Origin of the sequence: Nocardia salmonicida NBRC 13393 (genome assembly GCF_001613085.1) — a bacterium.
Taxonomy (GTDB): Bacteria; Actinomycetota; Actinomycetes; order Mycobacteriales; family Mycobacteriaceae; genus Nocardia; species Nocardia salmonicida.
Genome location: NZ_BDBR01000023.1, coordinates 21,283 through 43,812, shown reverse-complemented (window position 1 = coordinate 43,812; position 22,530 = coordinate 21,283). Strand labels below are relative to the sequence as shown.

The 22,530-nt window shown below is 67.5% G+C and carries 21 protein-coding genes and 1 pseudogene; 14 read left to right on the top strand and 8 right to left on the bottom strand.

The genetic code is table 11. From position 1 onward, the window contains the following. Nucleotides 1–288: 288 nt before the first annotated feature. From NS1_RS22340 to NS1_RS22325, 4 genes are read left to right on the top strand one after another with little or no spacing between them, the layout of a single operon-like run. The gene (locus NS1_RS22340) at nt 289–1,554 is read left to right on the top strand and encodes a class I SAM-dependent methyltransferase (RefSeq protein WP_062987427.1); all 1,266 of its coding nucleotides are present in this window, start codon (nt 289–291) and stop codon (nt 1,552–1,554) included. Nucleotides 1,555–1,562: 8 nt separating this feature from the next. Continuing rightward, on the top strand, nt 1,563–2,339 hold the full coding sequence (locus NS1_RS22335) for a glycosyltransferase family protein (RefSeq protein ID WP_062987578.1): 777 nt from the start codon (nt 1,563–1,565) through the stop codon (nt 2,337–2,339). Next, entirely contained in the window at nt 2,336–2,986 is a 651-nt protein-coding gene (locus tag NS1_RS22330; RefSeq protein WP_062987575.1) for a PIG-L deacetylase family protein, read from the top strand. Before NS1_RS22335 ends, NS1_RS22330 begins: the two co-directional genes overlap by 4 nt. A gap of 2 nt (nt 2,987–2,988) precedes the next feature. Continuing rightward, nucleotides 2,989–4,023, top strand: coding sequence for an NAD-dependent epimerase/dehydratase family protein (locus NS1_RS22325; RefSeq protein ID WP_062987425.1), 1,035 nt, complete (start codon nt 2,989–2,991; stop codon nt 4,021–4,023). Here the strand turns inward: NS1_RS22325 and rfbC are convergent. After that, nucleotides 4,001–4,564: a dTDP-4-dehydrorhamnose 3,5-epimerase gene (gene rfbC / locus NS1_RS22320; protein WP_062987423.1), complete on the bottom strand. Its 564-nt coding sequence runs from the start codon at nt 4,562–4,564 to the stop codon at nt 4,001–4,003. The genes NS1_RS22325 and rfbC overlap by 23 nt on opposite strands. 14 nt (nt 4,565–4,578) lie before the next feature. Here rfbC and NS1_RS22315 point away from each other — a divergent pair, with 14 nt between their 5' ends. Then, the gene (locus NS1_RS22315) at nt 4,579–5,667 is read left to right on the top strand and encodes a class I SAM-dependent methyltransferase (RefSeq protein ID WP_062987421.1); all 1,089 of its coding nucleotides are present in this window, start codon (nt 4,579–4,581) and stop codon (nt 5,665–5,667) included. A 99-nt stretch (nt 5,668–5,766) separates the two neighbouring features. On the opposite strand, the gene NS1_RS41800 is transcribed toward NS1_RS22315, so the two are convergent. Then, nucleotides 5,767–5,985, bottom strand: coding sequence for a hypothetical protein (locus tag NS1_RS41800; protein WP_255284646.1), 219 nt, complete (start codon nt 5,983–5,985; stop codon nt 5,767–5,769). Here NS1_RS41800 and NS1_RS41795 point away from each other — a divergent pair. Next, a pseudogene (locus NS1_RS41795) lies at nt 5,950–6,033 on the top strand (MspA family porin); the annotation flags it as partial. The gene NS1_RS41800 and the pseudogene NS1_RS41795 sit on opposite strands and share 36 nt — an antisense overlap. A 143-nt stretch (nt 6,034–6,176) precedes the next feature. Further along, nucleotides 6,177–6,308: an MspA family porin gene (locus NS1_RS41790; protein WP_255284640.1), complete on the top strand. Its 132-nt coding sequence runs from the start codon at nt 6,177–6,179 to the stop codon at nt 6,306–6,308. 19 nt (nt 6,309–6,327) lie between these two features. On the opposite strand, the gene NS1_RS22305 is transcribed toward NS1_RS41790, so the two are convergent. The 3 genes from NS1_RS22305 to NS1_RS22295 are packed head-to-tail and all read right to left on the bottom strand — an operon-like array spanning nt 6,328 to nt 10,450. Then, complete coding sequence (locus tag NS1_RS22305; protein ID WP_062987417.1) at nt 6,328–7,653, bottom strand: hypothetical protein; 1,326 nt, start codon at nt 7,651–7,653, stop codon at nt 6,328–6,330. A gap of 59 nt (nt 7,654–7,712) precedes the next feature. Further along, nucleotides 7,713–9,125, bottom strand: coding sequence for a hypothetical protein (locus NS1_RS22300; RefSeq protein ID WP_157125341.1), 1,413 nt, complete (start codon nt 9,123–9,125; stop codon nt 7,713–7,715). Nucleotides 9,126–9,172: 47 nt separating this feature from the next. Then, on the bottom strand, nt 9,173–10,450 hold the full coding sequence (locus NS1_RS22295; protein WP_063816233.1) for a glycosyltransferase: 1,278 nt from the start codon (nt 10,448–10,450) through the stop codon (nt 9,173–9,175). Nucleotides 10,451–10,604: 154 nt separating this feature from the next. Here NS1_RS22295 and NS1_RS22290 point away from each other — a divergent pair, with 154 nt between their 5' ends. Both NS1_RS22290 and NS1_RS22285 read left to right on the top strand, forming a co-directional pair. Then, nucleotides 10,605–11,903: a glycosyltransferase gene (locus NS1_RS22290; protein WP_062987411.1), complete on the top strand. Its 1,299-nt coding sequence runs from the start codon at nt 10,605–10,607 to the stop codon at nt 11,901–11,903. Then, entirely contained in the window at nt 11,900–12,760 is an 861-nt protein-coding gene (locus NS1_RS22285; RefSeq protein WP_062987409.1) for a glycosyltransferase family 2 protein, read from the top strand. The genes NS1_RS22290 and NS1_RS22285 overlap by 4 nt, the downstream gene beginning before the upstream one ends. A gap of 14 nt (nt 12,761–12,774) precedes the next feature. On the opposite strand, the gene NS1_RS22280 is transcribed toward NS1_RS22285, so the two are convergent. Together NS1_RS22280 and NS1_RS22275 are read right to left on the bottom strand one after the other, a co-directional pair. Beyond that, nucleotides 12,775–13,575, bottom strand: a complete 801-nt coding sequence (locus NS1_RS22280; RefSeq protein WP_062987407.1) for an ABC transporter permease — start codon at nt 13,573–13,575, stop codon at nt 12,775–12,777. Next, nucleotides 13,572–14,543 (bottom strand): ATP-binding cassette domain-containing protein, encoded by a 972-nt coding sequence (locus NS1_RS22275; RefSeq protein WP_062987405.1) that lies wholly within the window; start codon nt 14,541–14,543, stop codon nt 13,572–13,574. Before NS1_RS22275 ends, NS1_RS22280 begins: the two co-directional genes overlap by 4 nt. Before the next feature lie 424 nt (nt 14,544–14,967). Here NS1_RS22275 and NS1_RS22270 point away from each other — a divergent pair, with 424 nt between their 5' ends. The 3 genes from NS1_RS22270 to NS1_RS22260 are packed head-to-tail and all read left to right on the top strand — an operon-like array spanning nt 14,968 to nt 19,256. Beyond that, nucleotides 14,968–16,446 (top strand): condensation domain-containing protein, encoded by a 1,479-nt coding sequence (locus NS1_RS22270; RefSeq protein ID WP_062987403.1) that lies wholly within the window; start codon nt 14,968–14,970, stop codon nt 16,444–16,446. Between the two features lie 7 nt (nt 16,447–16,453). Beyond that, on the top strand, nt 16,454–17,914 hold the full coding sequence (locus tag NS1_RS22265; RefSeq protein WP_062987400.1) for a condensation domain-containing protein: 1,461 nt from the start codon (nt 16,454–16,456) through the stop codon (nt 17,912–17,914). Then, nucleotides 17,895–19,256 (top strand): condensation domain-containing protein, encoded by a 1,362-nt coding sequence (locus NS1_RS22260; RefSeq protein WP_063816232.1) that lies wholly within the window; start codon nt 17,895–17,897, stop codon nt 19,254–19,256. The genes NS1_RS22265 and NS1_RS22260 overlap by 20 nt, the downstream gene beginning before the upstream one ends. Here the strand turns inward: NS1_RS22260 and NS1_RS22255 are convergent. Then, nucleotides 19,195–20,031, bottom strand: a complete 837-nt coding sequence (locus NS1_RS22255) for a glycosyltransferase family 2 protein (RefSeq protein WP_062987398.1) — start codon at nt 20,029–20,031, stop codon at nt 19,195–19,197. The genes NS1_RS22260 and NS1_RS22255 overlap by 62 nt on opposite strands. 221 nt (nt 20,032–20,252) lie before the next feature. On the opposite strand from NS1_RS22255, the gene NS1_RS22250 reads away from it, so the two are divergent. Beyond that, complete coding sequence (locus NS1_RS22250) at nt 20,253–21,314, top strand: glycosyltransferase family 4 protein (protein WP_062987396.1); 1,062 nt, start codon at nt 20,253–20,255, stop codon at nt 21,312–21,314. Further along, complete coding sequence (locus tag NS1_RS22245; protein ID WP_062987394.1) at nt 21,311–22,447, top strand: glycosyltransferase family 4 protein; 1,137 nt, start codon at nt 21,311–21,313, stop codon at nt 22,445–22,447. The genes NS1_RS22250 and NS1_RS22245 overlap by 4 nt, the downstream gene beginning before the upstream one ends. The last annotated feature ends 83 nt before the right edge of the window (nt 22,448–22,530 follow it).

Below are 22,530 nucleotides of genomic sequence, written 5' to 3'. Positions count from 1 at the left end.
AGCTATCACCGAATTGCTATCGCCTTTCGATATGAATGCAGGAAAACCACTTTCACAAGTGATCGGCATCACAGAGAAGTGAGGAATGGTCGCCCTCGCCAGCAATTTGCCGGTGCCGGAGCGACCTGGTCCAACACCGAAAATTACCACGAATCTATTTCTGTCCCGGATGTTTCGGGGCGCCCCGACGGGCTCGCTGTAACGTCTGTGCCCGACTATCCGACTTCCGGCATGACCGGCATGAGCCGTGACAGCTTGGGTGAACGTGCAAGAAGGTGTGGGCTCCACGTGCAATGTCGACTCTGTGATTCCGAACGGCTCACGAGCGTGCTCGACCTGGGCGCCACCCCGCCGTGCGAGAGCTTTCTTGCCGTCGAGGAGCTCGACCTGCCGGAGGCGACATATCCGCTGCACCTGCGGCTGTGCGAAGACTGCCTGTTGTTGCAGATCCCGGCGCTGATCACCCCCGAGGACACCTTCACCGAGTACGCGTACTTCTCCTCGTTCTCCGACAGTTGGGTCCGCCACGCCGAGCGGTTCGTCACCACCACCGCCGAGCGACTCGGCCTGGGCCCCGATTCGTTCGTCGTCGAGGTGGCCAGCAACGACGGCTACCTGTTGCGCCACGCGGTCGCCCGCGGCATCCGCTGCCTCGGCATCGAGCCGTCGGTCAATGTCGGTCTCGCCGCCCGCGAGGCAGGCGTGCCGACGGAAACGGCTTTCCTGGAACAGGATTCAGCCGCGCGGGTCCGTGCCGAGCACGGTCCGGCCGATCTGGTGGTCGCCAACAATGTCTACGCCCATGTGCCCGACCTGCGCGGGTTCACCCATGCGCTGCGCACCCTGCTCAGCGACGACGGCTGGTGCAGCATCGAAGTGCACCACGCGCTGAACCTGGTCCAGCTCGGCCAGTTCGACACCATCTATCACGAACATTTCCAGTACTACACCGTCCACTCCGCGCAGCGCGCGCTGGCGATCGCCGGACTGACCGTCGTCGATGTGGAACTGCTCGACACCCACGGCGGCTCGATCCGGCTGTGGGCACGCCCCGACGCCGTCGCCGAGCCGACTGCCCGGGTCGGCGAGGTCCTCGACCTCGAGCGGGCGGCGGGCCTGCACGAACCCGCCGGTTACGCCGTGCTCGGCGCCCGTGCGGAATCGGTCCGCCACGAGCTGCTGCGTTTCCTGCTCGACTGCCGCGCGGCGGGCAAGCGGGTCGTCGGCTACGGCGCACCGGGCAAGGGCAACACCCTGCTCAACTACTGCGGCATCCGGCCCGACCTGCTCGAGTACACCGTGGACCGCAACCCCTACAAGCACGGCCGCTACACCCCCGGCACCCGCATCCCGATCCATCCGCCCGAGCGCATCGACGCCGACGAACCCGATGTGGTGCTCGTGCTGCCGTGGAATCTGGAAACCGAGATCACCGCCCAGCTCAGCCACGTCGGCCAGTGGGGTGGCGAACTGATCTATCCGCTGCCGGTGCTGCATCGCGGCACCATGATCAGCGAACCGGTCACGGCTGGCGCACACTCCGAAGGAAAGTGAACGAACCGATGAAGGTCGTCCTGTTCTGCGGCGGATACGGCATGCGCATGCGCGGCGGATCCGACGACGTCGTCCCCAAGCCGATGCAGCTGGTCGGCCCGCGCCCACTGCTGTGGCACGTGATGCGCTACTACGCGCACTACGGCCACAAGGAATTCGTGCTGTGCCTCGGCTACGGCGCCGAACACATCAAGAACTTCTTCCTCAGCTACCAGGAGTCGGCGTCCAACGACTTCGTGATCCGCAACGGTGAGGTGGAGCTGCTGGGCAGCGATATCAGCGACTGGTCGATCACCTTCGTCGACACCGGCGTCGAATCCGCGATCGGGGAACGACTGCGCCGCGTGCGCGAGCACCTCGACGGTGACGAGTACTTCCTGGCCAACTACGCCGACGTCCTCACCGACGCCCCGCTCGACACCATGATCGAACGCTTCCACGCCTCGGGTGCGGCCGCGTCGATGATGGTGGTGCCACCGCAATCCTCGTTCCACTGCGTGGACATCTCCCCCACGGGCGAGGTGAAGGACATCGTGCCGGTGGCGCAGATGCCCCTGTGGGAGAACGGCGGCTACTTCGTACTCAGCCAGGAGATCTTCGATCTCCTGCCGCCGGGCGGCGATCTGGTGGCCGACGCGTGTGGCGCACTCGCCGGGCAGGGCAGGCTCTTCGGGTATCAGCACATGGGCTTCTGGAAGCCTGCCGACACCTTCAAGGAACGCGCCGAGCTCGACGACGCCTACCGCAACGGCACCCGGCCGTGGATGGTGTGGGACCGGCCGTGATCGGGTTGTTCACCCGCCCACCACGCCGGATCGCGGTGCTCGGCGCGCATTGCGACGACATCGCGATCGGGATGGGGGCGACACTGCTCGCGCTCACCGGCGCCGATCCCGAGGTCGAGGTGCGGGCCCTGGTGCTCTCCGGCGGCGGCACCGGCCGCGAGGTCGAGGAGCGCGCGGCGCTGACCGCGTTCTGCTCGGGCACCGAGCCGCAGCTGCACGTTCTCGATGTGCCCGACGGCCGCGCACCGGCACACTGGGACCGGATCAAGAACGCACTCGCGGACTTTCGCCGGGGCGGCGAACCCGAGGTGGTGTTCGCGCCGCATCGTGGCGACGCCCATCAAGACCATCGCCTGCTCGCCGAACTGGTGCCGACCGAATTCCGTGATCACCTGATCCTGGGCTACGAAATCCTCAAATGGGAGACCGATACCCCGGCTCCCACGCTCTACCACCCGTTGAGTCATGAACTGGCACAACAGAAGTCACGACTGCTGCACGAGCACTATCCGTCGCAGACGGGCCGCGACTGGTTCGACGAACAGGCCTTCCTCGGGCTGGCCCGGATGCGTGGCGTGCAGTGCCACGCACCGTATGCCGAGGCGTTCGTGCTCGACAAAGCGATCATCAGATGGGAACAGACGTGAACATGCGGGTACTGGTCACCGGGCACCAGGGCTATCTCGGCACCGTGATGGTGCCGGTGCTGCGGACGGCGGGCCACCAGGTCACCGGCCTGGACATCGGCTACTTCGCCGACTGCGTGCTCGGCGAATTCGCCGGTGACCCCGAGGGTTTAGCGGTGGACCTACGCAAGGTGACCGTCGAACAGCTGCGCGGTTTCGACGCGGTGATCCACCTCGCCGCGTTGTCGAACGATCCCCTCGGCGCGCTCGCGCCGGAGATCACCTACGACATCAACCATCACGCGTCGGTGCGTCTGGCCCGCCTCGCCAAGGAAGCCGGGGTCTCGCGGTTCCTCTACGCCTCGACCTGCTCGGTCTACGGCGCCGCCGGTGCCGAACTCGTCACCGAGGACGCCCCGCTGCGGCCCATCACCCCGTACGCCGAGAGCAAGGTCCGCGTCGAAGACGATGTGGCCGCCCTCGCCGACGACGATTTCGTCCCGGTGTTCCTGCGCAACGCCACGGCTTTCGGCTTCTCACCGCGACTGCGGGCCGATATCGTGCTCAACAATCTGGTCGGTTACGCGGTGCTCACCGGCGAGGTGAAGGTCCTCTCCGACGGCACCCCGTGGCGACCCCTGGTCCACGCCGCGGACATCGCCGCCGCGTTCGCCACCTGCCTCACCGCCCCCGCCGCCGATGTCTCGTGCCGGGCGTTCAATATCGGCACCGAGGTCAACAATCTGACCGTCGCCGAGATCGCCGCCTCGGTGGTCGACGCGGTACCGGGCTCACGTCTGCTGATCACCGGCGAGAGCGGCGCGGACCCGCGGTCCTACCGGGTCGATTTCTCCTACGCGCGTGAGGTTCTCGGCTTCGAGGCACAGTGGACGGTGCCCGCGGGTGCGGCCGAGCTGTTCACCGAGTACACCACGCGCGGGCTCACCTCGGACGCGTTCTTCCGGCGATTCACCCGGCTGCCGCATCTGCAGGGCCTGTGCGACTCCGGGGTGCTCGACGCACAGCTGCGCCGGATCAGTGCGTCGGCGTCAGCGTAGCCAGCAGCGCAGGCCAGCTCCCGGCCCGCGCGTCGCGCGCGGAGACCGGGCCGACGGGCAGCGGCCAGTCGATGGCCAGTTCGGGGTCGTCGTAGGCGACCCCGAGGTCCTCGGCGGGATCGTGCGGTCGGTCGATGCGATAGCAGACGTCGGCGAGCTCGGTGAGTGCCTGGAATCCGTGCAGGAAACCCGGCGGCACGTACAGGTGGTGGAACTGCTCGTCGTCGAGCCGAAACGCTTGACGCGCACCGAAAGTCGGCGAACCAGGACGAATGTCGACGAGCACGTCGTGGACGGCGCCGTGCGCGCATCGCACCAGCTTGGCCTCACCGCGCCCGCCGCGACCATGCATGCCACGGATCACCCCGCGCACCGACCGCGACTGCGAATCCTGCACGAAGGTCGCCGCCGCGCCCGGCACCCCGAGATGGGCGTCGAACTCGCCCGCGTCGAACGTGCGGGTGAACAGTCCACGCTCGTCCCGGAACGGTTCGGGAACGAGTACCACCACGTCGGCCAGTTCGGTCCGCTCGATACGCACCAGGACATCCTGCCATGACCCGCCGATGCCGCGGCTGCGCGAAGACCGCGCTCACTCCCGTACTCGACCTGGGGTCGGTCCCTGCTGCGGACCACTTTCCGCCACGTGACGCTCCGATCGCCGACACCGAATCCGGCCATCCGCTACGAATGGACCAGTGCGCGGCCTGCGGACTGGCCCAACTCGCCGACGACGACACCGTCACGGCCGAACCCCGCGGCGTCGAACCGCAGGCACTGCGCGACCAGGCCGCGGACGCAGTGCGCCTGGTGCACACCGCCGGACTGTTGCGCGGTTCGACGGTCGCCGAATTCGGCAGCCCGCACGGCGGCACCTGGCTGCCCCTGCTCGCCGCCCACGGCTTCACCGAGAAGACCAGCGGACCGGCCGATGTGGTGCTCGACTGCTTCGGCATCATGCACGAACCCGATCAGCGGGCCGCCTTCGCGGCACGTGCCGCGGCGACGGCTCCCGACGGCGTGCTGCTGGTGCAGTACCACTCCCTGGCCGCCATCGTCGCGCAAGGGCAGTGGAATGCGTTGCGGCACGGGCACTTCGCGTACTACTCACTGGCCACCCTGCGCACGCTGCTGCGGGCTGCGGGGATGAGCGTGGTCACCGCGTGGGCGTTCGACCTCTACGGGGGTACCGTGCTGCTCGCGGTGCGCCACGGCGAGCACACTGCGGATGCCACGGTCGACGAACTGCTCGCCACCGAAGCCGATGCGCTGAGCTCCACTGCCGAGCTGCAACACACGGTCGACCGCCACGTCAGCGCTCTGCGCGCGTGGTTGGAAGACTGTGCCGCACAAAATCATCGGGCCTTCGCCTACGGTGCGGCGTCCCGGGCGGTAGCCCTGTTGAGCATGGCGGGCGCGCACCGCGGCCTGCTCTCCGGTGTCGCCGATGCCTCGCCCGGTAAACAGGGCCGCCGGATGCCCGGCACCGATGTGCCCATCATCTCCCCTGAAGACCTTGTCGCCGCCGAACCCGACCTCGTGCTGCTGACGCTGCCGGACCTGTTCGCCGAGGTGAGCGCGGGGCTGCCCGCACTCGACGGCCGATGGATGATCGACGACCCCGCAGGCCCACGTCGGCGATAGTCGCCCACGGTGCTGTGTCCTAGGTGACCCTTTGCCGACCGGCACATGATCGGATGGCGTGGGATACTCGGATCGCCCAGCGCCGCACCATGATCGAGTTCAGGTCACCTTGCACCATGCGCGCTCCGGATGGTCGCGATGGCATCGGCCATCGCGGTCGGTCTCGCCATGGGGGCAGGCTCTGCCGCTGCCGGAATCGACAGCAGCAGCATTGTTCTCGACGGCAAGAACCGCACCGTCGAAGCGGTCCAGTCCGACACCCGGATCGACTTCGTCGCACCATTGGACGGCAATCCGCTCACCCGCGAGTGGTTCCACAGTGGCGCGGCGTCCTACCTGGTCACCGGCCCCGAGGCCGAGGCCTGGTCCGGCCACCTCATCGTGGGCTACCAGGTCGGCTACCCCGCCACCCCTCGACGGCAGGCTCGAGTTCGAGTGGTCGACCCCGAGCCTGGGCCTCGAGGTCGGAGGTCGAGGTCGCCGGTGGCGAAATCTCCGGAGCCGAAGGCGTGCTGCGCCTTTCGGGCTTCCACGGCACCGTCACCGGTGTGCTCGGCCAGACCAACGTCCGCCCGTTCGTGAAGATCGTCGGCTCCACCGGCGACACCGTCGTCACCTACGGCAGGACCTTCTCGATCTGATTCGCGTGGGTCCTGGCCGTCACCACGGGGTACCTGCCAGGCCCCACGCCTCGAGTTCGGCCGCGATATGAGCGTGGAGTTTCGCCTCGTCACCGAAGTACTCGGGGTGGATGCCGAAGAACGTGATCGTGAGCTTGTCGTCGTATTCGACAGCCCACGCGGCGACGGCGGGACCTTGGCGACGGCGCTCGACGGCGTCGCGTCCTTGCATGATCGCGCGGATGGCGAAGGATTCGGCGCGACGACCACCGATCTCGATGGCGCTGTCGGGTGCGGCACCGAGGTTGGACACGGTGGTGTCGGGACCCGCGATCGAACGCATCAGCCTTCTGATCACGCCATCGGGCAGCAGCCGCACGACCGGTTGGAGGTTGTCGGTCAGCTTGTCCTGACCCGAGGCGGCGTAGCGGGTGAACGCCTCCTTGCTCAGCGCCCTGATCCCCTGCAAACCCGTTTCCGGCGCGATCGGATCGGGCACCCGGATCCACACGCCACCGGACGCGTTGGCTCGCTCGTCGCCCGCTTCCCGGTTGCTCACGGCGATGCAGACGCGCAGTCCGTCGGGCCCGACCGGATAGCCGGATCGTTGCACGAGGCCGCCGAGTACCGCGGTGAAAAGCGTATTGCCGGTGCCGTCGAATCGGCGCGCCTGTTCGGCCCAGGCAGCACGGTCGATATCGATGATCGCCAGGGTGGTGTCGGGGCCATCGATCGCCGCGTCGATCGTGCGCGGTGCGCGACTGGCCGCCGGGGGCCGGCCGTTGCGGGTGCGCAGGAGTTCGGTGCCGATCACCCGAGCGGCCGATGCTGCCGCGCCGAGTTGGGCGAGGGCATCCTTCGTGTCGCCCCGCCACCGCCGCGTGGCCAGCACCTCGGACTCGGTGGGCAGGGCGCTCGCAGAGCTGCCCGCGTGCGCCGCCGCGAGTGCTCTGTAGAGGCCCTGGCCGTCGGCGACCATGTGCGAGATCAGCAGCGAGAGCACGAACCTGCCCGAGGTGGTGCGCACCCCGATCAGCTGCCATCCCCGACCTGCGACAGGGTCGACGTCAGCGGCGCGCAGGGTGCGATCGGCCCACTCGCCGATCTGGTCGTCGGTGATGGGGTCCGGTTGGATGCGCAGCACGGGCGGATGCGGTGAACGTGCCCACCGGTGCCGCGCGAAGGGCACCACGGCGCGAATCACCATGCGGCTCAACGATCCGGCGGCTAGCTGGTCGCCGAATCGTTCGAGCTCCCCGGGCTCGGGCTCACTGCCGAACACCCAGGCGTATTGGATGGGTGCCGACCAACCGAATAGGTCTTGCGCCAGCAGATATGACTCGTCCGCCCCTGCAACACGGTTCATTTCGTCAGGCTAACCACGTCGCCACGGTCGCGCATCCCGGCGAAGCCGGAGAGCGATATTCACCACACCTGGTAGTCGAGGGCCCACCCGTCGAGTTCGCCGGACAGTAGCCTGCGCAGCTCAGCGGCGTCGGGGAAGCGTCTCTCGTCGAAGGCGGCGACCGAGAAGGTCATCGTGTCACCCGACTGGATCGCCCAGGACTGCAGTCCGTCGCCGAACCGGTACGCCAGGTCGGGGTCGACACCCTGCGCGATACCGCGGAAGGCGACAGCGGTGGCCGAGACACCGCCGATATCGCGCAGTTCGTCGGCGAACTGCCCCAAATTGGACGCCACCGCGTCCGGCATCCCCGAGCCCGCGGTCGCGGCGCGGACCACCAGCGCCGTCGGTAACAACGACACCAATGGCAGCAGATGGATATGCGCCGCGCGCTGCCCCGCCGACAACCGCGCGAACGCCTCCTTACACAGACGGCGCAACGCACCGAGGTCGCCGCCGGTGGCCAGCTCGTCGGTGAGCAGCACCGAGACTCCCGCGGTCGCGTTGCCACGATCGTCGTCCTCGGTGCGCCTGCTGACCGGGATGCCCAGTTTCAGCGGTGCGCCATCGGCGTATCCCGACGCACGCAGAGCACCGGCCAGCACGGCGATGAACAGGGTGTTGGCGGTACCGCCGTGCCGGCTCGCGATCGAATCCCAGTGCGCCGCATCAACACTGACAGTCGTCCACGAACACTGCGCACGGGGGGACCGCAGGTGCGCCGGGGCCTTCATCGGACGCCCCTCGGCCCTCACGCTCGGCGCTCGCCCTTCCACGGCTGTAGGCAGCGATTGCCCATCCGGGGTGGTCGCAGATTGCCCACGGGGGCGAGTGCGAGCGGGGAGTCGCGCGCGATCGCGAGCGAGGGTGGCGGCGGCTGCGGCGATGCCGAGCCCCGCCGCAGCCACTTGTCCCACACCATCGAACACGTCCCGCAGGCAGATGCCGAACGAACGGGCCGACGTCAGGTCGTGGTCGGTGGCGTCACTCGCGGGCGAACCCACCGTGCGGGAGAGGGGGTCGGTGGCGTTACCGGCCAGGGACTCCATCGCGGCGGTGACCATGGTTCGGCCGTCGGCGACGAGGTGCAAAGCGGTGAGCGACAGAACGAAGCCACCGTCGTCGACCGCGACACCGCGCAACCGCCAGGCGGGGCCGCACTCCGGGTCCAGCGGTGCACCGTAAAGTTCTGCTCCCGACCATGTCTCGATATCATCGGCGGGAATCGGCGCCGCGTCGATCAACAACTCGGGCGCGAAGTCCGCATGCTCCCATCGGTGTCTGGCAAGGGGCACCGCAGCCCTGGCCAACCGCCGATTGAGCACGCTGTCACACAGCTTCGCGTTCAACGCCACCAGGTCGACGCACTCCGGCTGCGCGGAGAATCGCCACAGGATCTGCAGCACGACCGACCATCCGAAAGCTTCACGCACAAACCAATACGTACTGTCCTCGGGCTGCAATCGCAGCGTGGTCGCCATCAGCGTCGGGCCCGTGAGCGGAGGTTCGCGTCGGTGCGCTCCTCGATCAGATCCGCGCATCGCAAGACTGCCTGTTCGGGCGTGATCAACTCTCCTGCAATTTCTTCGGCTCGTCGTGCACAATCCGGCGCGAGCACAGTGGTCAGCTCGGCGACCAGCGTCTCGGCAGTCAAGCCCTTCAACCGCGTTGACGCCCCGACGCCGTGGCGCACGCATCGCGCGCCCCAAAACGGCTGATCGGATCCCACCCAACACACCAGGCTCGGGATCCCGGCTCGCATCGCCGCGGCCGTGGTTCCCGCCCCACCGTGATGCACGGCGACACGGCACAGCGGCAGGATCTGTTCATGATCGAGTGCGCCGACGACTCGCACGTTCTCGGCGTCCGATGGCGCCAGATCGGCCCAGCCGGTGCTGATCAGCGCACGCACGCCCAGCCGGTCACAGGCCGTCACGATGGCACCGACCACCGCCGCAGGGTCAGGGACCGGCATGCTGCCGAACCCGAAATAGACCGGCTCCGTGCCGGTCCGGACCCAATCGAGCAGCTCGGCATCGGCGGTGTCGGCAGCGATGCGACGGCGTTGTTCGCCGGAGAGTCCGAGGAACCCGACGAACGGGCGGTCATCGGACCACTCCGCGACCAGTTCCGGACACAGCAGCGGATCGTAGGCCTGGATCTCGAGTCGATCCCGCGGCGAACGAGCGACCGTACCGTCGACGCCGAGTTCGCGGCGCAGCGCGTTCTGGCGATCTCGGGTCAGCAGCCACATCGCGGTATCGGTGAGCCACCAGCTCGCGCGGTTGAGCGCGGGCGGCAGTCCCGACACGGCCGCAGGCACCGGAGAGACCGCACTGTTGGGCCGAATCGGCGCGTGGTGCACCGAGATACATGCCGCGCCCACAGATTCGGCGAACGGCGCCGCGATCTGCTCGGTGACGAATCCGGTGAGGATGGCATCGGCGCCAGCACCGAGTACCGACATGTCAGAGATCGCTTGCGACCAGCCGAGATCCCGGATCTCGGTGAAGGCCTGCCACCGTTGCCGCGGCCCACCGGTGCGCATTCGGGTGCGCACCACGTCGGAGTTCATGTGCGCCTGGGTGTCGTAGCCGAACGGTTCGGCCGACAACCCCGCCGCGGCCACGAACCCGCACAGGTTCGGCGGGGCGCCGACGACCACATCGTGGCCTCGGCGACCGAGTTCGGCTCCGATGACGACGGCGGGCTGGATATCTCCCCGTGTTCCGTTGAACGCAAGTAGAAACCTCGACATAGCAGCACGGTAGGCGAGATCCACAGCAATGGACCAGCATCCGGGTTCCGCTTGTGAGATGAAGCACGCGAATCCGATTTCACCGCGCGAACCAAGAGATTTTCTGGTTACGGTTGCCTCCTCGACCCCCGGTAGCCGTACTGCGAGGAGCTCGATGAAATTTGTTCTCGCGTTCACCGGCAGCCGCGGTGACGTTCAACCGGGCCTGTCGCTCGGTGTGGAATTGCGGGCCCGTGGTCACGACGTCACAATGGCGGTCCCGCCGAATCTGACCGAATTCTGTCGCCGTGCCGCGATGCCGACACGGGAATTCGGTACCGATACCAAAGAATTGCTCGATTCCGCACTGGTGTCGAACCGGTTGAAATCGGCGAATCCACTGACTCGGTTGCGGGCGATCGCCGAAATCACCCTGCGTGACGGCCGCACCGTCCAGTCCGACCTCATGGATCTGACGGCAGGTGCCGATGCGGTGATCGGTGGCAACGTCGGGCAGGAACGGCTGCTGAACGTGGCCACGGCACGCGGAATCCCCTATATACCGGTGCACTACTGTCCGCTGCGCCGCAACGGTGTCGTGTCACTGCTGCCGTGGGAACGCGTACCCGGCCACGCACATCGACTCAGCTGGGCGGTGCTCGAGCAGCTGACCTGGCTCGCGACCCGCTCGGCTGAGCGCGAACTCGCCGCCGATCTCGGTTTGGCGCCACCGTCGGGTCCCCCCGCAGGCCGGATCGTCGGGCACGGAATGCCCGAGATCCAGGCCTACGACCCCGTGATATTCCCCGGCCTGGCACGGGAGTGGCGGCACCGAAAGCCTCTGGTCGGCTTCCTCGATCTCGCCCCTCACACGCGCACCGCGGTCGGCGACGCCGACGACAGCGCGACGCTCGACGATTGGCTCACCACCGGCTCGCCACCGCTCTATGTCGGATTCGGCAGCATGTCGATCGCCGAACCGGAGCGACTGGCTCGAACGTTCATCGAAGTCGCCGCCGAACTGGGTCTGCGCCTGCTCGTCGCCACGGGGTGGAGCGAGTTCATGGCGAGCACGACCGGCGACACTGTCCGGGCGGTACGTACCGTCGACCATGCCGCCGTGCTCCCCCGCTGTGTCGCGGCTGTCCATCACGGCGGCGCCGGCTCCACCGCGGCAGCACTGCGCGCGGGCATCCCCGCGCTGGCATGCTGGCTCGGTGCCGACCAGCCGATGTGGGGCCGCAGGCTGCACGCGCTCGGTGTCGGCACCGCACTCGCCGCCGCACGGGTGGACCGGGACTCCCTCACGCGCGCGCTGCACCCGCTGCTCACTCCCGAATACGCCACCGCGGCACAGGCCCTCGGCTCGGCGATGGTCACCCCCGCTGCCGCCGTGCACGCGGCGGCCACCCTCATCGAAGACTCGGTCCGCACCCCCGTCGGTACCGGCACATCCCGTGGAGGAATCCTATGAACTCGCTGTCGTTGTCCGTGGTGATCCCCGCATACAACGAGGAGCAGATCATCGGCGAATGCCTGCGGCGCCTGACCGAACAGCGCGAGTGCATCACCGAAATCCTGGTCGTCGACAACAATTCGACCGACGACACGCGTGCGATCGTCGCGGCGCATGCACTGGACTGGCCCGTGATCAGCCTGATCGACGAGACCGAACAGGGACTCGTCCACGCCCGCAACCGCGGTCTCGATGCCGCGGGTGGTGAGCTGATCGCCCGTATCGACGCAGACACGTTGGTTCCGCCGGACTGGGCCCGATACATCGTCGAGTTCTTCACCGCCGACCACGCGGGTTACTGGGCCGCGGCCTGCGGTCGCGGTCAGGCCTACGACCTGCCCTACGGCGACACAGTCGGCTCCCTGCGCCAACGCTGGCGGACCAGGAAGAAGAACCAGATCAAGCAGGTTCCGGTGCTCTACGGCTCGAACATGATTCTGCGCCGCGATATCTGGTCGGCCATCCGGGACAGGGTAGCCATGCGCCGTGACATCTTCGAGGATGTCGATACCGGCCTGTGCGTCACCGAGATCGGCGGGCGTATCGCGTTTCTGCCTTCCATCACGGTCGGGGTGGCGCCGCGGCGCATGGCGACCGGGATGTCGTCGTTCGTGCGGTACATGTCGTGCCTGCCGCGCACACTGGTCCTGCATCGACGCTACGGTCTCGCCCTCGGCGCGGTGGTGCTGTATCTGCCGCCGATCATCGTCGTGCACGCCGCGCGGCTGGTGCTGTTACGCACCTACGACATGAACACGCGGCGATTCGATCCGGCCAATCTGTTCCGCAAGAACGTCGATCGTGTTGCGCCGTAAGCTTTTCCGCGCGGTCACGCTCGTCGCATATAGACCCGCACGGTCAACGGCGCCAGCACTGCGATCACCACCGCCGCCCCGAGCAGCGAGATCCCGATCTGCGCGCCGAACCGACCCTCGGCCAGCTCCCGCACGGCCGTCACCAGATGAGAGACCGGATTCACCCCTGCGAATGCCTGCATCCAGCCCGGCATCGTCGACACCGGCACCAGGGCGTTGGACACGAACGTCAACGGCATCAACACCAGCATCGACACACCCTGCACCGTCGACGGTTTGTCCATCAACACACCCATGAGGGCGAAGATCCAGCTCAGCGCGAAGGCCACCACCATCACCAGTAGACAGGCCACGGCCAACCCGACGGCGCTGGCGGGTCGGTAGCCCATCGCCAGTCCCACCAGCACCGTCATCGTCGTCGCGACGGCGTAGCGCACCATATCCGCGAGCAACGACCCTGCCAGCGGTGCGACCCGCGCGATCGGCAGCGCTCGGAAACGGTCGAAAACCCCCTTGTTCATGTCCTCGCGTAACTTCACCCCGGTGTTGACGGAAGCGGCCACCGCGACTTGGACGAGCACGCCCGGGATCAGGATCGGCAGGTAGCCGGTGACCGTGCCCGCGATCGCACCCCCGAAAATGCTGGAGAACATCACCGTGAACACCACGGGCAGGGCGACGACGTCGAACAGTTCCTGCGGGTTGTGCCGGATCTTGAGCAGCCCGCGCCGCGCCATCGTCGCCGCCTGGGATATCGACTCCGACAGCGAGATCCGGCCGGTTCGCGAGCCGATCCGCTCGATCGTCGGCGTCATGCCGGCTCCGGCACGCGGTGGGTCCCGGTCGTCCCGGTGATCGCGAAGAACACCTCGTCCAGACTCGGTGGCGCGACACTGAGTTCGCGCACCCCGATCCCCGCCTCGCGCAGCGCGATCAGCAGTTCCGGCAGTGTGATGGTGTCGGTAGCACTCACCCGAATACGTCCCTCCTCGACGGTGACGATCCCTTCGCCGCCACTGAATCGGCGCACGATCGCAGCGGCGGTGGCCAGGTGGGCTCGGTCCACGCGCACAGTCAGCGCCGCCGCGCCGACGGCGGTCTTGAGCTCGTCGGCGGTGCCGTCGGCGACGACGCGGCCGTGGTCGATCACCACCACGTGATCGGCGAGCGCGTCGGCTTCGTCGAGGTACTGGGTGGTCAGCAGGACGGTGGTGCCGGTGGAGACGAGGTCGCGGATCGTCTGCCACATCTGCGCACGCGTACGCGGGTCGAGTCCGGTGGTCGGCTCATCGAGGAACAGCAACGGTGGACGAGCGATCAAGCTCGCCGCGAGATCGAGCCTGCGCCGCATCCCGCCCGAGAAGTACCGCAGTGGTCGTCGAGCCGAGTCCTGCAGGCCGAACTCGTCGAGCAGTTCGTCGGCACGGTGTCCGGCGCCCGCTCCGGACAGGCCGAGTAGGCGCGCGAAGATGGTCAAGTTCTCACGCGCGGTGAGGTCTTCGTCGACCGAGGCGTACTGGCCGGTGACGCCGATCAGCGAGCGGACCGCGCTCGCCTCGCGGACCACGTCGTGACCGAATACCAGTGCGCTGCCCGAATCAGGGCGAAGCAGGGTGGCGATCATCCGCACCGTGGTCGTCTTCCCCGCCCCGTTGGGGCCGAGGACCGCGCATACCGTGCCCGCCCGCACCGTCAGGTCGATGCCGTCGACCGCGCGGAACGTGCCGAAAGATTTAGTCAATTCCCTGGTTTCGATCGCCGGTTCGAATGCGGCCATCGTCATCTCCTCATCGGTGTGTGGGAGTGCGGTCGCACCACTGCGAACTGTTGGCAGCCTATGTTCTCCGCGAAGAATGCGGCAACCCGACACTGCCGCGGCACGCCCGTGCGACACGACGCGACCGCGCTCTCGGACAGCGCCGAAACATTGTGGTCACCGGTAGATCACCTACCGGAAATGCCGAAATACCCTAATATTTAATAAATACCGCCGTAGCCTCGCGAAATACCCAAATGGAATCATTGTGACGAAGGCCATGACAGTCCGGCAGGAACTATCTTCTCGCTGCACATACGCTCGATCCATGCCCGTTACGGGCCCACGCCGTTGGTGCGAGCAACGACGAAGTTGCGTCGCCATCGAGCGAGCATGCGGATTCACAGTGTTTTTCAGCTTTCGGTCAGCTACATGGTTGGGGCGCATTCATATGGAATTCACAGAGCTAGCCGATTACCCGCTTCCCGCGGGCACTGTCATCGAATGGACACCGATGACCACGGCCACGAACGTATGGGTAACCGACGATCGGGCACTGAGTCATCTGCACGAGGAACACTGTGTGCGCTCGGGCGGATCCGTCGGCGGCGAGAGTTCGTGGCTCGGCACGATCTTCAAGATTCCACTGCCCTTCGACCAAGGCGCTGTGCGGACGACACTGCGGCGGTGGATGGCGCGACACGACGCTTTCCGGACGACAGCCGCTACCGACGACGCGAGACAGAACCGGTTCGTCCGCTACACCTGCCGCGCCGACGAAGTCCAGGTCGCGGCCCGCCACGTCGGGCACCTGCGCAGCGGCACCCGGGTCTACCAGCACCTTGCCGAGTTCTTCGGCACCCGACTGTCGCCCACCGAGTGGCCGCACTGCCTGGTGGCCACGGTCAGCGACACCGGTACGACCGACGAAGCCGGCTTCCTGCTCGTGTTCGGTGCCGATCATTCCGTGATGGACGCGTACTCGATGATGTTGGCCATCAGCGAGATTCAGCGCATCTATCGCGCTGCCCTCACTGCGGAACCAGTCGAATTGCCCGAGGTCGGCAGCTACATCGACTTCGGCGCGGACGACCGCGCGGTGGGTTCGACGATGACAGCTGACCATCCCGCCGTCCATCACTGGCAACGATATCTGCGCCGTGAGGGCGGCCGGTTTCCGGCTTTCCCGCTGCCGATCGCACCGCGAGCCACCCAGCGCCCCAGCAGCTCTCGCCGGGCGACCAGACATCGACGCCCACTCCATCGAAGTACCTTGCACCAGAGCGGACTCTCGTCCTGGGTGCTCACCGCCCAGCAGGCCGACCAGTTGCAGGCGCGCAGCCGAGCGGCGGGCCACTCCACGCAGTCGGCGGTCTTCGCCGCACTCGCCGCGGCACATCGTGTACTGATCGGATCGCAGCCATTGCGGTGCGCGATGCCGGTGCACACCCGCCACGCGCCCGAGCACGCGCACGCGATGGGTTGGTATGTCGGGCTCCTACCACTCGAGATCGACCACACCGGCGCCGACACCTTCGACACTTTGCTCGCACGCACCACGGCCGCCATCGATTCGACCAAATCGCTGGCTCGTTACCCGTTTCCGCGCATCGCGGCTCTGCTCGACAGCACCGAGGTGCCGCGGTTCGTCGTGTCCTACGTCGATGTCCGCTTCGTACCCGATGCCGCGCTCTGGCAGCAGTGGGGTGTGCGGCCGTTGCGCAGCGGTGAGCAGTCCGACGACGAGGTCTACCTCTGGATCGCACGCTCGCCCGGCGGGATCGCCGTATCGGCGAGATTCCCCAGCAACGAGGTCGCCGCCGCGAATGTACACCGCTTCATCAATACGTTCACCGCCATGCTGTCGACGGTGACCACGCAGGGAACATTGGTCGATCGCCGCACCGATGTAGCACCGGCGGCGGGGTGAGGCACCGATGATCATTACCGCACTGCGCAATTGGCGGCCCGACGCCGGTGATCTGGTCGAGTGGCACCCGACCGAGGCCGCCCTGGGTGCCGCCGCTGCCGCGGGCCCAGATCACGACCCCGGCACGTTCCTCCAGGACAACCACATTCGCGGGATCTGGGCCAAGAATCGTTCCGGTGCACCACATACCGCCTATCTCGCGGTCAGCACCGAAGTAGATGGCGTACTCGACACCGAGGCGATGAGTCGCGCTCTGCAACGGTTCGTCCGCCGTCACGGTGGCCTGCGGACCTGGTTCACCACCGACGGCGCCACGGTGACCCGCAGCAGCATTGCCCCCGACGAGGTCTCGTTCCAGGCACGAACCGTCGGCGAGACCTCGGGTGACAAGGAATTCCGGGACTACGCGCTCGCCCGGATGTCGGCCGAGGCACTGGCGACCTCATGGCCGGGGTTCGCCCTCGGCGCCATCGACAGGACCGGATCCTTCACCCTCTACTACGCCTGCGACCACGCGCTCAGCGACGGCGCGTCGCAGGCGATGGCGCTCACCGAAATTCTCGACTTCTACGACAACGAGGCATCCGGGCGCGCACTCGGGCCCTATACGAACGCGCCGACCGGCGGGTTCTCGGACTACGCTCGGGCCGAGCACGACCTCGCGCGCACGTTCGATCTGTCCAGCCCCGAGATCATCGAGTGGGTGGAAACGTTTCGCCACCACGATAATTCGATGCCTCGCTTCCCCCTGGATCTCGGCCTGGCGCCGGGAACCACCGCGCCGATGCACGGCATCGAGTTGGATCTACTCGACGGCGTGGGCTCGGCCGCTTTCGCCGAGGTCTGCCGATCCGTGGGCGGACGGTATCTGGCCGGCGTGCTCGCGGCGGTGGCCGTCACCGATCTCGAAATGGCGGGCTGCCGTGAGTATTACGGCATGACGGTGGTGAGTACCAGAGGTCTCGGTGACTACCTCCAGGCCCAGGGGTGGCTATGCAACTTCGCACCGCTGAGCTTCGTGGTCGACGGCTGTTCATCGTTCACCGAGCTGGTAGCCCGTGCCAACGACGCCTACGATCGCGCGACCCGACTGGCGGGCGCACCACTGTCGTCGGTGCTGACCGCTCTCCTCGCTTCCGGCGCCGATCCCCGAGCGGTATCGACGGTCCCGAATATGCTGTCCTACATAGATTTTCGTCGCTTCCCCGGCGCGGGTACCGCCCCCTACGAGCGAGGAATGCTGTTCACCGGCGAGGGTGAGACGGCCAACGCGTCGATGTGGTTCAACCGCGACACCCATCACCTCTACCTGGGCTGCCAAAGTCCCTCGACACCGTTCGCCCAAGGGCAGATCGCGCGCTACCACGCCCACCTTCGAGCCGTCTTCACCACTGTCGCGGCCGAGGGCGACTATCCGATTTCTGCCGTTACCGACCGGGAGGTGGCGGTTGCACGTCACCACGGTTGATCGCTACACGCCTGAGCCGGGCACCTTCCTGCACTGGCGCGCGCCCGCCGACGAGCCAGAAGCGGCGGAGTCACCGATCCCGCCCTCGTTCAATCAGCTCGTGCATCTGTCCGGTGCGGAATCCGGAAGCATCTGGCTGGCAGCGACTTTCGATGTCAACGGCCACGTGGATCGGGCGAGGCTCGCGACGGCCTATCGCCATTTGATCGCCCGCCACGGCACGCTGGGTAGCTCGTTCGTCACGACCCCGGCAGGCCCGCGCAGAATATTGCGCCCGGCGCCGACCAGGCTGGAGCCTCAGCCCGATATCGCACACCGCTGCGCGACAGCACTGCGCGAGACCCTGCGACGCTACTGCGACATCGGGTGCGCACCGTTCGCCGGGCGGGCCTATCTCCTCGCGGCGATCGACCGGCCACAGACATCCACCATCGTGTGCGCCTTCGATCACGCCCATGTCGACGCGTACTCGATCGCCATCATCATCGAGGATCTGCGGCAGTTCTACCACGGCGCAGAACCCGAAACGCTGCCTCCTGCCGGAAATTTCGTCGACTACTGTGCGATTCCGGTCGAATTGCGCCCCGATGACCCGAGGCTGGAGGGTTGGCGGGCCTTCTTCGGTAACCGGGGCGTGATTCCGCCGTCGTTCCCGCTCGACCTCGGCCTCGAACCAGGACAGCGCGCACCGCAAGCCGTCGAGTTACGTCGATTGCTCTCTGCCGATGCCACTGCCGGTTTCGAAAGTTTCTGTCGCACACACGATGCCGGACTGTTCGCCGGGGCGCTGGCGGCGCTGGCTCACAGCGTCCACAAGGCCGGGGGCGGCCGGCGGCTGCGGATGTTGTTTCCGCTGCACACGCGTCACGAACCACGATGGCACAACGCGGTCGGATGGTTCACCACCAATGCCCCGGTCGCCGTCGACGTGATGAACGACTTCGCCGACACCGTTCGCGGCGCACAGGCCTCGGTTCGCGCGGCAATCGAACTCGGCACTGCCCCCCTCGCCGAAACCCTGCGCGAGCTCGGCGGATTGCGGCCTGTGCGGTCCGACATCTTCATGGTGTCGTACGTGGACTATCGGCGACTCCCCGGCGCTGATTCCCTCCGTGCCGTCAATGCGAACCACATCTCCAACACCGGCTCCGCCGACGACCTCCAGCTGTGGTTCTCACGCAGCGACGACGGCTTGGCACTACGTGCCCGCTTCCCCGCGACCCCGGCGGCGGATTCGGTGGTGCGCGCGTTCCTCGATGATGTCGAACAGATCCTGCGGACTAGCTCCCCGGGCGTGCAGCGACGACCGCACCGAGCGTCCGCACCCGGACGCGCTCCATGATCTGCCCGACCAGACGCAGGTCTCCGGTGAGTACGTCGGCTCGCGTCACCAATTCGGGGTGATCGACGACGAGGCGATGGTGGAAGCGGTACATGTCGGTGAGCTTGGACTTGGTGGTGGTACGGCTGCACAGGTTGAACGAGGAGTTGCGCCACGCGGCGACGATCCGTTCCATACCGACGAAGTGACCACCGGTGGCGACGCGGGCGAAGAGGTCGACATCCATCGGGAACACCAGGTCGGGGCGCAGACCGCCCACGCGCCGATAGTCGGCCAGCCGGAACATCGCCGCGGCCGTCGGACCGAACTCGGCCGGACCGCGACGCACGATGACCTTGGCCAGTTCCCGTGGGGTGCGGCGACCGAGCAGGCCCGGCAGACCGAGGTCGGTCTCGAGCAAGTCGCCCTGCTCATCGATCACATCGAAGCGTCCCGCGCAGATCGCGACCGACGAGTCGGCCATCAGCGCCCATTGTTCGGTCAGCGCGCCGGGGCGCAGGATGTCGTCGGCGCAGACCACTTTCACCAGTTCACCGGAGGCGGCCCGGATCACCCGGTCCCAATTGGCCCCGATCGGCAACACCGACTCGTTGCGCAGCACCCGCACTCGGGGATCGCCGGTGGAACGGGCGATCTCGCCGGTGCGGTCGGCGCTGGCGTTGTCGAGAACAAGCAGTTCGAAGTCGGCGTCCTCGGCGAGCACCGATTCCAGGGTTACCGCGAGCGTCCGCTCGGCGTCGTAGGCAGGCACACACACCGTCAACGCGGAAACCATCGTCGCACTCCCTGTCACCGGGTGATGCCCTGTTGCACTCCCGCCTTCCCCGGTGAGGAATCTACCCCACCCCCTGACTGGCTGCCGTCCGGTGGGCCCGAACGTGGTTACTCCCCTACACTGTGGGCCGATAGCGAATTCGCCGGTCGGGATGCACTTCGCGGGACACATGATGAAGGGTGCGGAGGTTGACGACTGCGACCGCAACGGTTGGTGTGCACATGACCGGATCGGAATGGTTCGGTGCCACTCCGGGCGGCCTCAACCGGTATTTCACCGATCTGTATCGAGCCCTCGCACAGCAGCCGGAGATGGCGGTGACCGCGGCCGCGTTCGGCACCGCCGATCACGCGGGCGCCGGATCGTGGGGACCGACGGGCGGTTCGACACTGCACCGCACCCGGATCGCGCTGCTCGCCCGCTCCGACCTCACCCCCGGCACCGTCCTGGACCGGCACTTCTGCCTCTACGGCCCCCTCGCCCGGACCGCGACGTCGAAGCTTCCGCTCGTGGTCCACTTCCACGGACCGTGGGCGCAGGAGAGCGCGATGGCGGGCGAATCGGCCCGTGCCGTGCGGGCCAAGTACCTGTTCGAACGACTGCGTTACCGCGGCGCCGACCGATTCATCGTGCTGTCGGGCCACTTCCGTGATGTGCTCGAACGCGACTACCACGTGCCCGCCGACCGGATCTCGGTCATTCCGCCCGGCGTCGACCTCCACCGATTCCGCGCCGCGCCGCTCGACACCACCGCCACCACCCGGACCGTGTTGTGCGTGCGCAGGCTCGAGCGGCGCATGGGCATCGACGTGTTGTTGCGAGCATGGCCGCAGGTATCGGCCGCCCATCCCGATGCCCGACTCGTCGTAGTCGGCACCGGTACCGCCGAAGCGGAGCTGCGGGCCGCGGCGGCCGAGCTCGGGGGCGCCGTCGAGTTCACCGGCCGGGTCGGCGACGACGAACTCACCGACCTCTACGCCGAGGCCACCGTCTCCGTTGTCCCGACCGTCGCGCTGGAGGGCTTCGGGCTGATCGCCCTGGAATCCCTGGCCGCCGGGCGGGCACCGATCGTCACCGACTGTGGCGGATTGCCCGACGCCGTGCGCGGCCTCGACCCCACCCTCGTCGTCCCCGCGGGCGAGCCCGACGCGCTCGCCGCCCGGCTCGTCACCGCGCTGGACGGAACGGTTCCCGAACCGGCCGCCTGCCGCGCGCACGCGCAGACCTTCACCTGGGACATCGCCGCCGACCGCCATGCTGCCCTCTATCGGGACCTGCTGTGACCCGAGCTGTCTTCCTCGCACACACCGCGGCACCGTCCGGCGCCGAACTGGCCACCCTGCGATTGCTCGACGCCTTGCGCGCGACGGGCCGCTATCAGGTCACCATGATCTACACCGAGGACGGACCGATGGTGGCCCGGATGCGGGCACGTGACATCGAGACCCGAGTCGTCACGGGACGATTCGACTCACGCGCCATGCGCATCGGCACCGGAGTGCTCGGACTGCTCACCGGCTTCGTCGCCCTGTTGCGGTTGGGCTGGGCCGTCGGCGCGGTGGTCGCCGAGACCCGCGCCGATGTCGTCGTCGCCGAGAGCACCAAGGCACTGGTCCTGGGCGCTGTCGCCGCCCGCCGCGCGCGTGTTCCGCTGGTGTGGCAAGTCCACGACCGTGTCTCCCCCGATTACTTCGGTGCGATTCCGGCCCTGGCGATCCGCGTGCTGGCCCGGCTCGTGTGCCGCGGACAGCTGGCCAACAGCCGCGCGACCGCAGCCACCTTGCCCGCTGGACTGTTTACCGCGATCGCCTATCCCGGTGTCGAACTGCCTGCGACACCAGCGGATCCGCGTACCCGCTCGGCCGCAGAGGCGGTAGTGGTCGTCGTCGGCAGACTCAGTCCGTGGAAAGGCCAGGACGTCTTCCTGCGCGCGATCGCCGCGCTGCGGGTGCGGCCTGCCCGGGTGGTTCTGGTGGGCGGCACGTTCTTCGGCGAGGAAACGTATCGCGCACAGCTGGAGAAGCTCGCGGCCGAGTTGGGTGTGGCCGCCGAATTCACCGGCCATGTCGACGATCCCACCGAATACCTCACCACCGCCGACATCCTCGTGCACTGCTCGGTGCTGCCGGAGCCCTTCGGGCAGGTCGTCGTCGAAGGCATGGCCGCGGGCTGCGCGGTGGTCGCGGCGACACCGGGCGGTCCCGCGGAGATCATCGACACCGGGGTCGACGGCTTGCTCGTCCCCGGTGGCGATGTCGGCGCCCTCACCGCCGCGCTGGACACCCTGCTCCACGACCCCGCCGACCGTGCCCGCCTGGCTCTGGCAGGCCGCGACCGCGCGCGTGATTTCGACATCCACACCAGCGCCCGCACCGTCGCCGACTTCCTCGACACCATGGTGACCCGCGGTGACTGAGCACGATCGCTATCTGGCCGGCGTCACCACCGACGTCTTCCCACACGTGCAGCCGGTCCCCCGCGAGAACGGCGCGCATCGCC

Excerpts from the sequence above, each read along its gene's own strand:
- NS1_RS22265 (WP_062987400.1), top strand. The coding sequence starts at position 16,454 with ATGATCATTACCGCACTGCGCAATTGGCGGCCCGACGCCGGTGATCTG.
- NS1_RS22270 (WP_062987403.1), top strand. The coding sequence starts at position 14,968 with ATGGAATTCACAGAGCTAGCCGATTACCCGCTTCCCGCGGGCACTGTC.
- NS1_RS22325 (WP_062987425.1), top strand. The coding sequence starts at position 2,989 with ATGCGGGTACTGGTCACCGGGCACCAGGGCTATCTCGGCACCGTGATG.
- NS1_RS22250 (WP_062987396.1), top strand. The coding sequence starts at position 20,253 with ATGACCGGATCGGAATGGTTCGGTGCCACTCCGGGCGGCCTCAACCGG.
- NS1_RS22295 (WP_063816233.1), bottom strand. The coding sequence starts at position 10,450 with ATGTCGAGGTTTCTACTTGCGTTCAACGGAACACGGGGAGATATCCAG.
- NS1_RS22285 (WP_062987409.1), top strand. The coding sequence starts at position 11,900 with ATGAACTCGCTGTCGTTGTCCGTGGTGATCCCCGCATACAACGAGGAG.
- NS1_RS22315 (WP_062987421.1), top strand. The coding sequence starts at position 4,579 with ATGACCCGCCGATGCCGCGGCTGCGCGAAGACCGCGCTCACTCCCGTA.
- NS1_RS22280 (WP_062987407.1), bottom strand. The coding sequence starts at position 13,575 with ATGACGCCGACGATCGAGCGGATCGGCTCGCGAACCGGCCGGATCTCG.
- NS1_RS22255 (WP_062987398.1), bottom strand. The coding sequence starts at position 20,031 with ATGGTTTCCGCGTTGACGGTGTGTGTGCCTGCCTACGACGCCGAGCGG.
- NS1_RS22335 (WP_062987578.1), top strand. The coding sequence starts at position 1,563 with ATGAAGGTCGTCCTGTTCTGCGGCGGATACGGCATGCGCATGCGCGGC.
- NS1_RS22290 (WP_062987411.1), top strand. The coding sequence starts at position 10,605 with ATGAAATTTGTTCTCGCGTTCACCGGCAGCCGCGGTGACGTTCAACCG.
- NS1_RS22275 (WP_062987405.1), bottom strand. The coding sequence starts at position 14,543 with ATGACGATGGCCGCATTCGAACCGGCGATCGAAACCAGGGAATTGACT.
- NS1_RS22305 (WP_062987417.1), bottom strand. The coding sequence starts at position 7,653 with ATGAACCGTGTTGCAGGGGCGGACGAGTCATATCTGCTGGCGCAAGAC.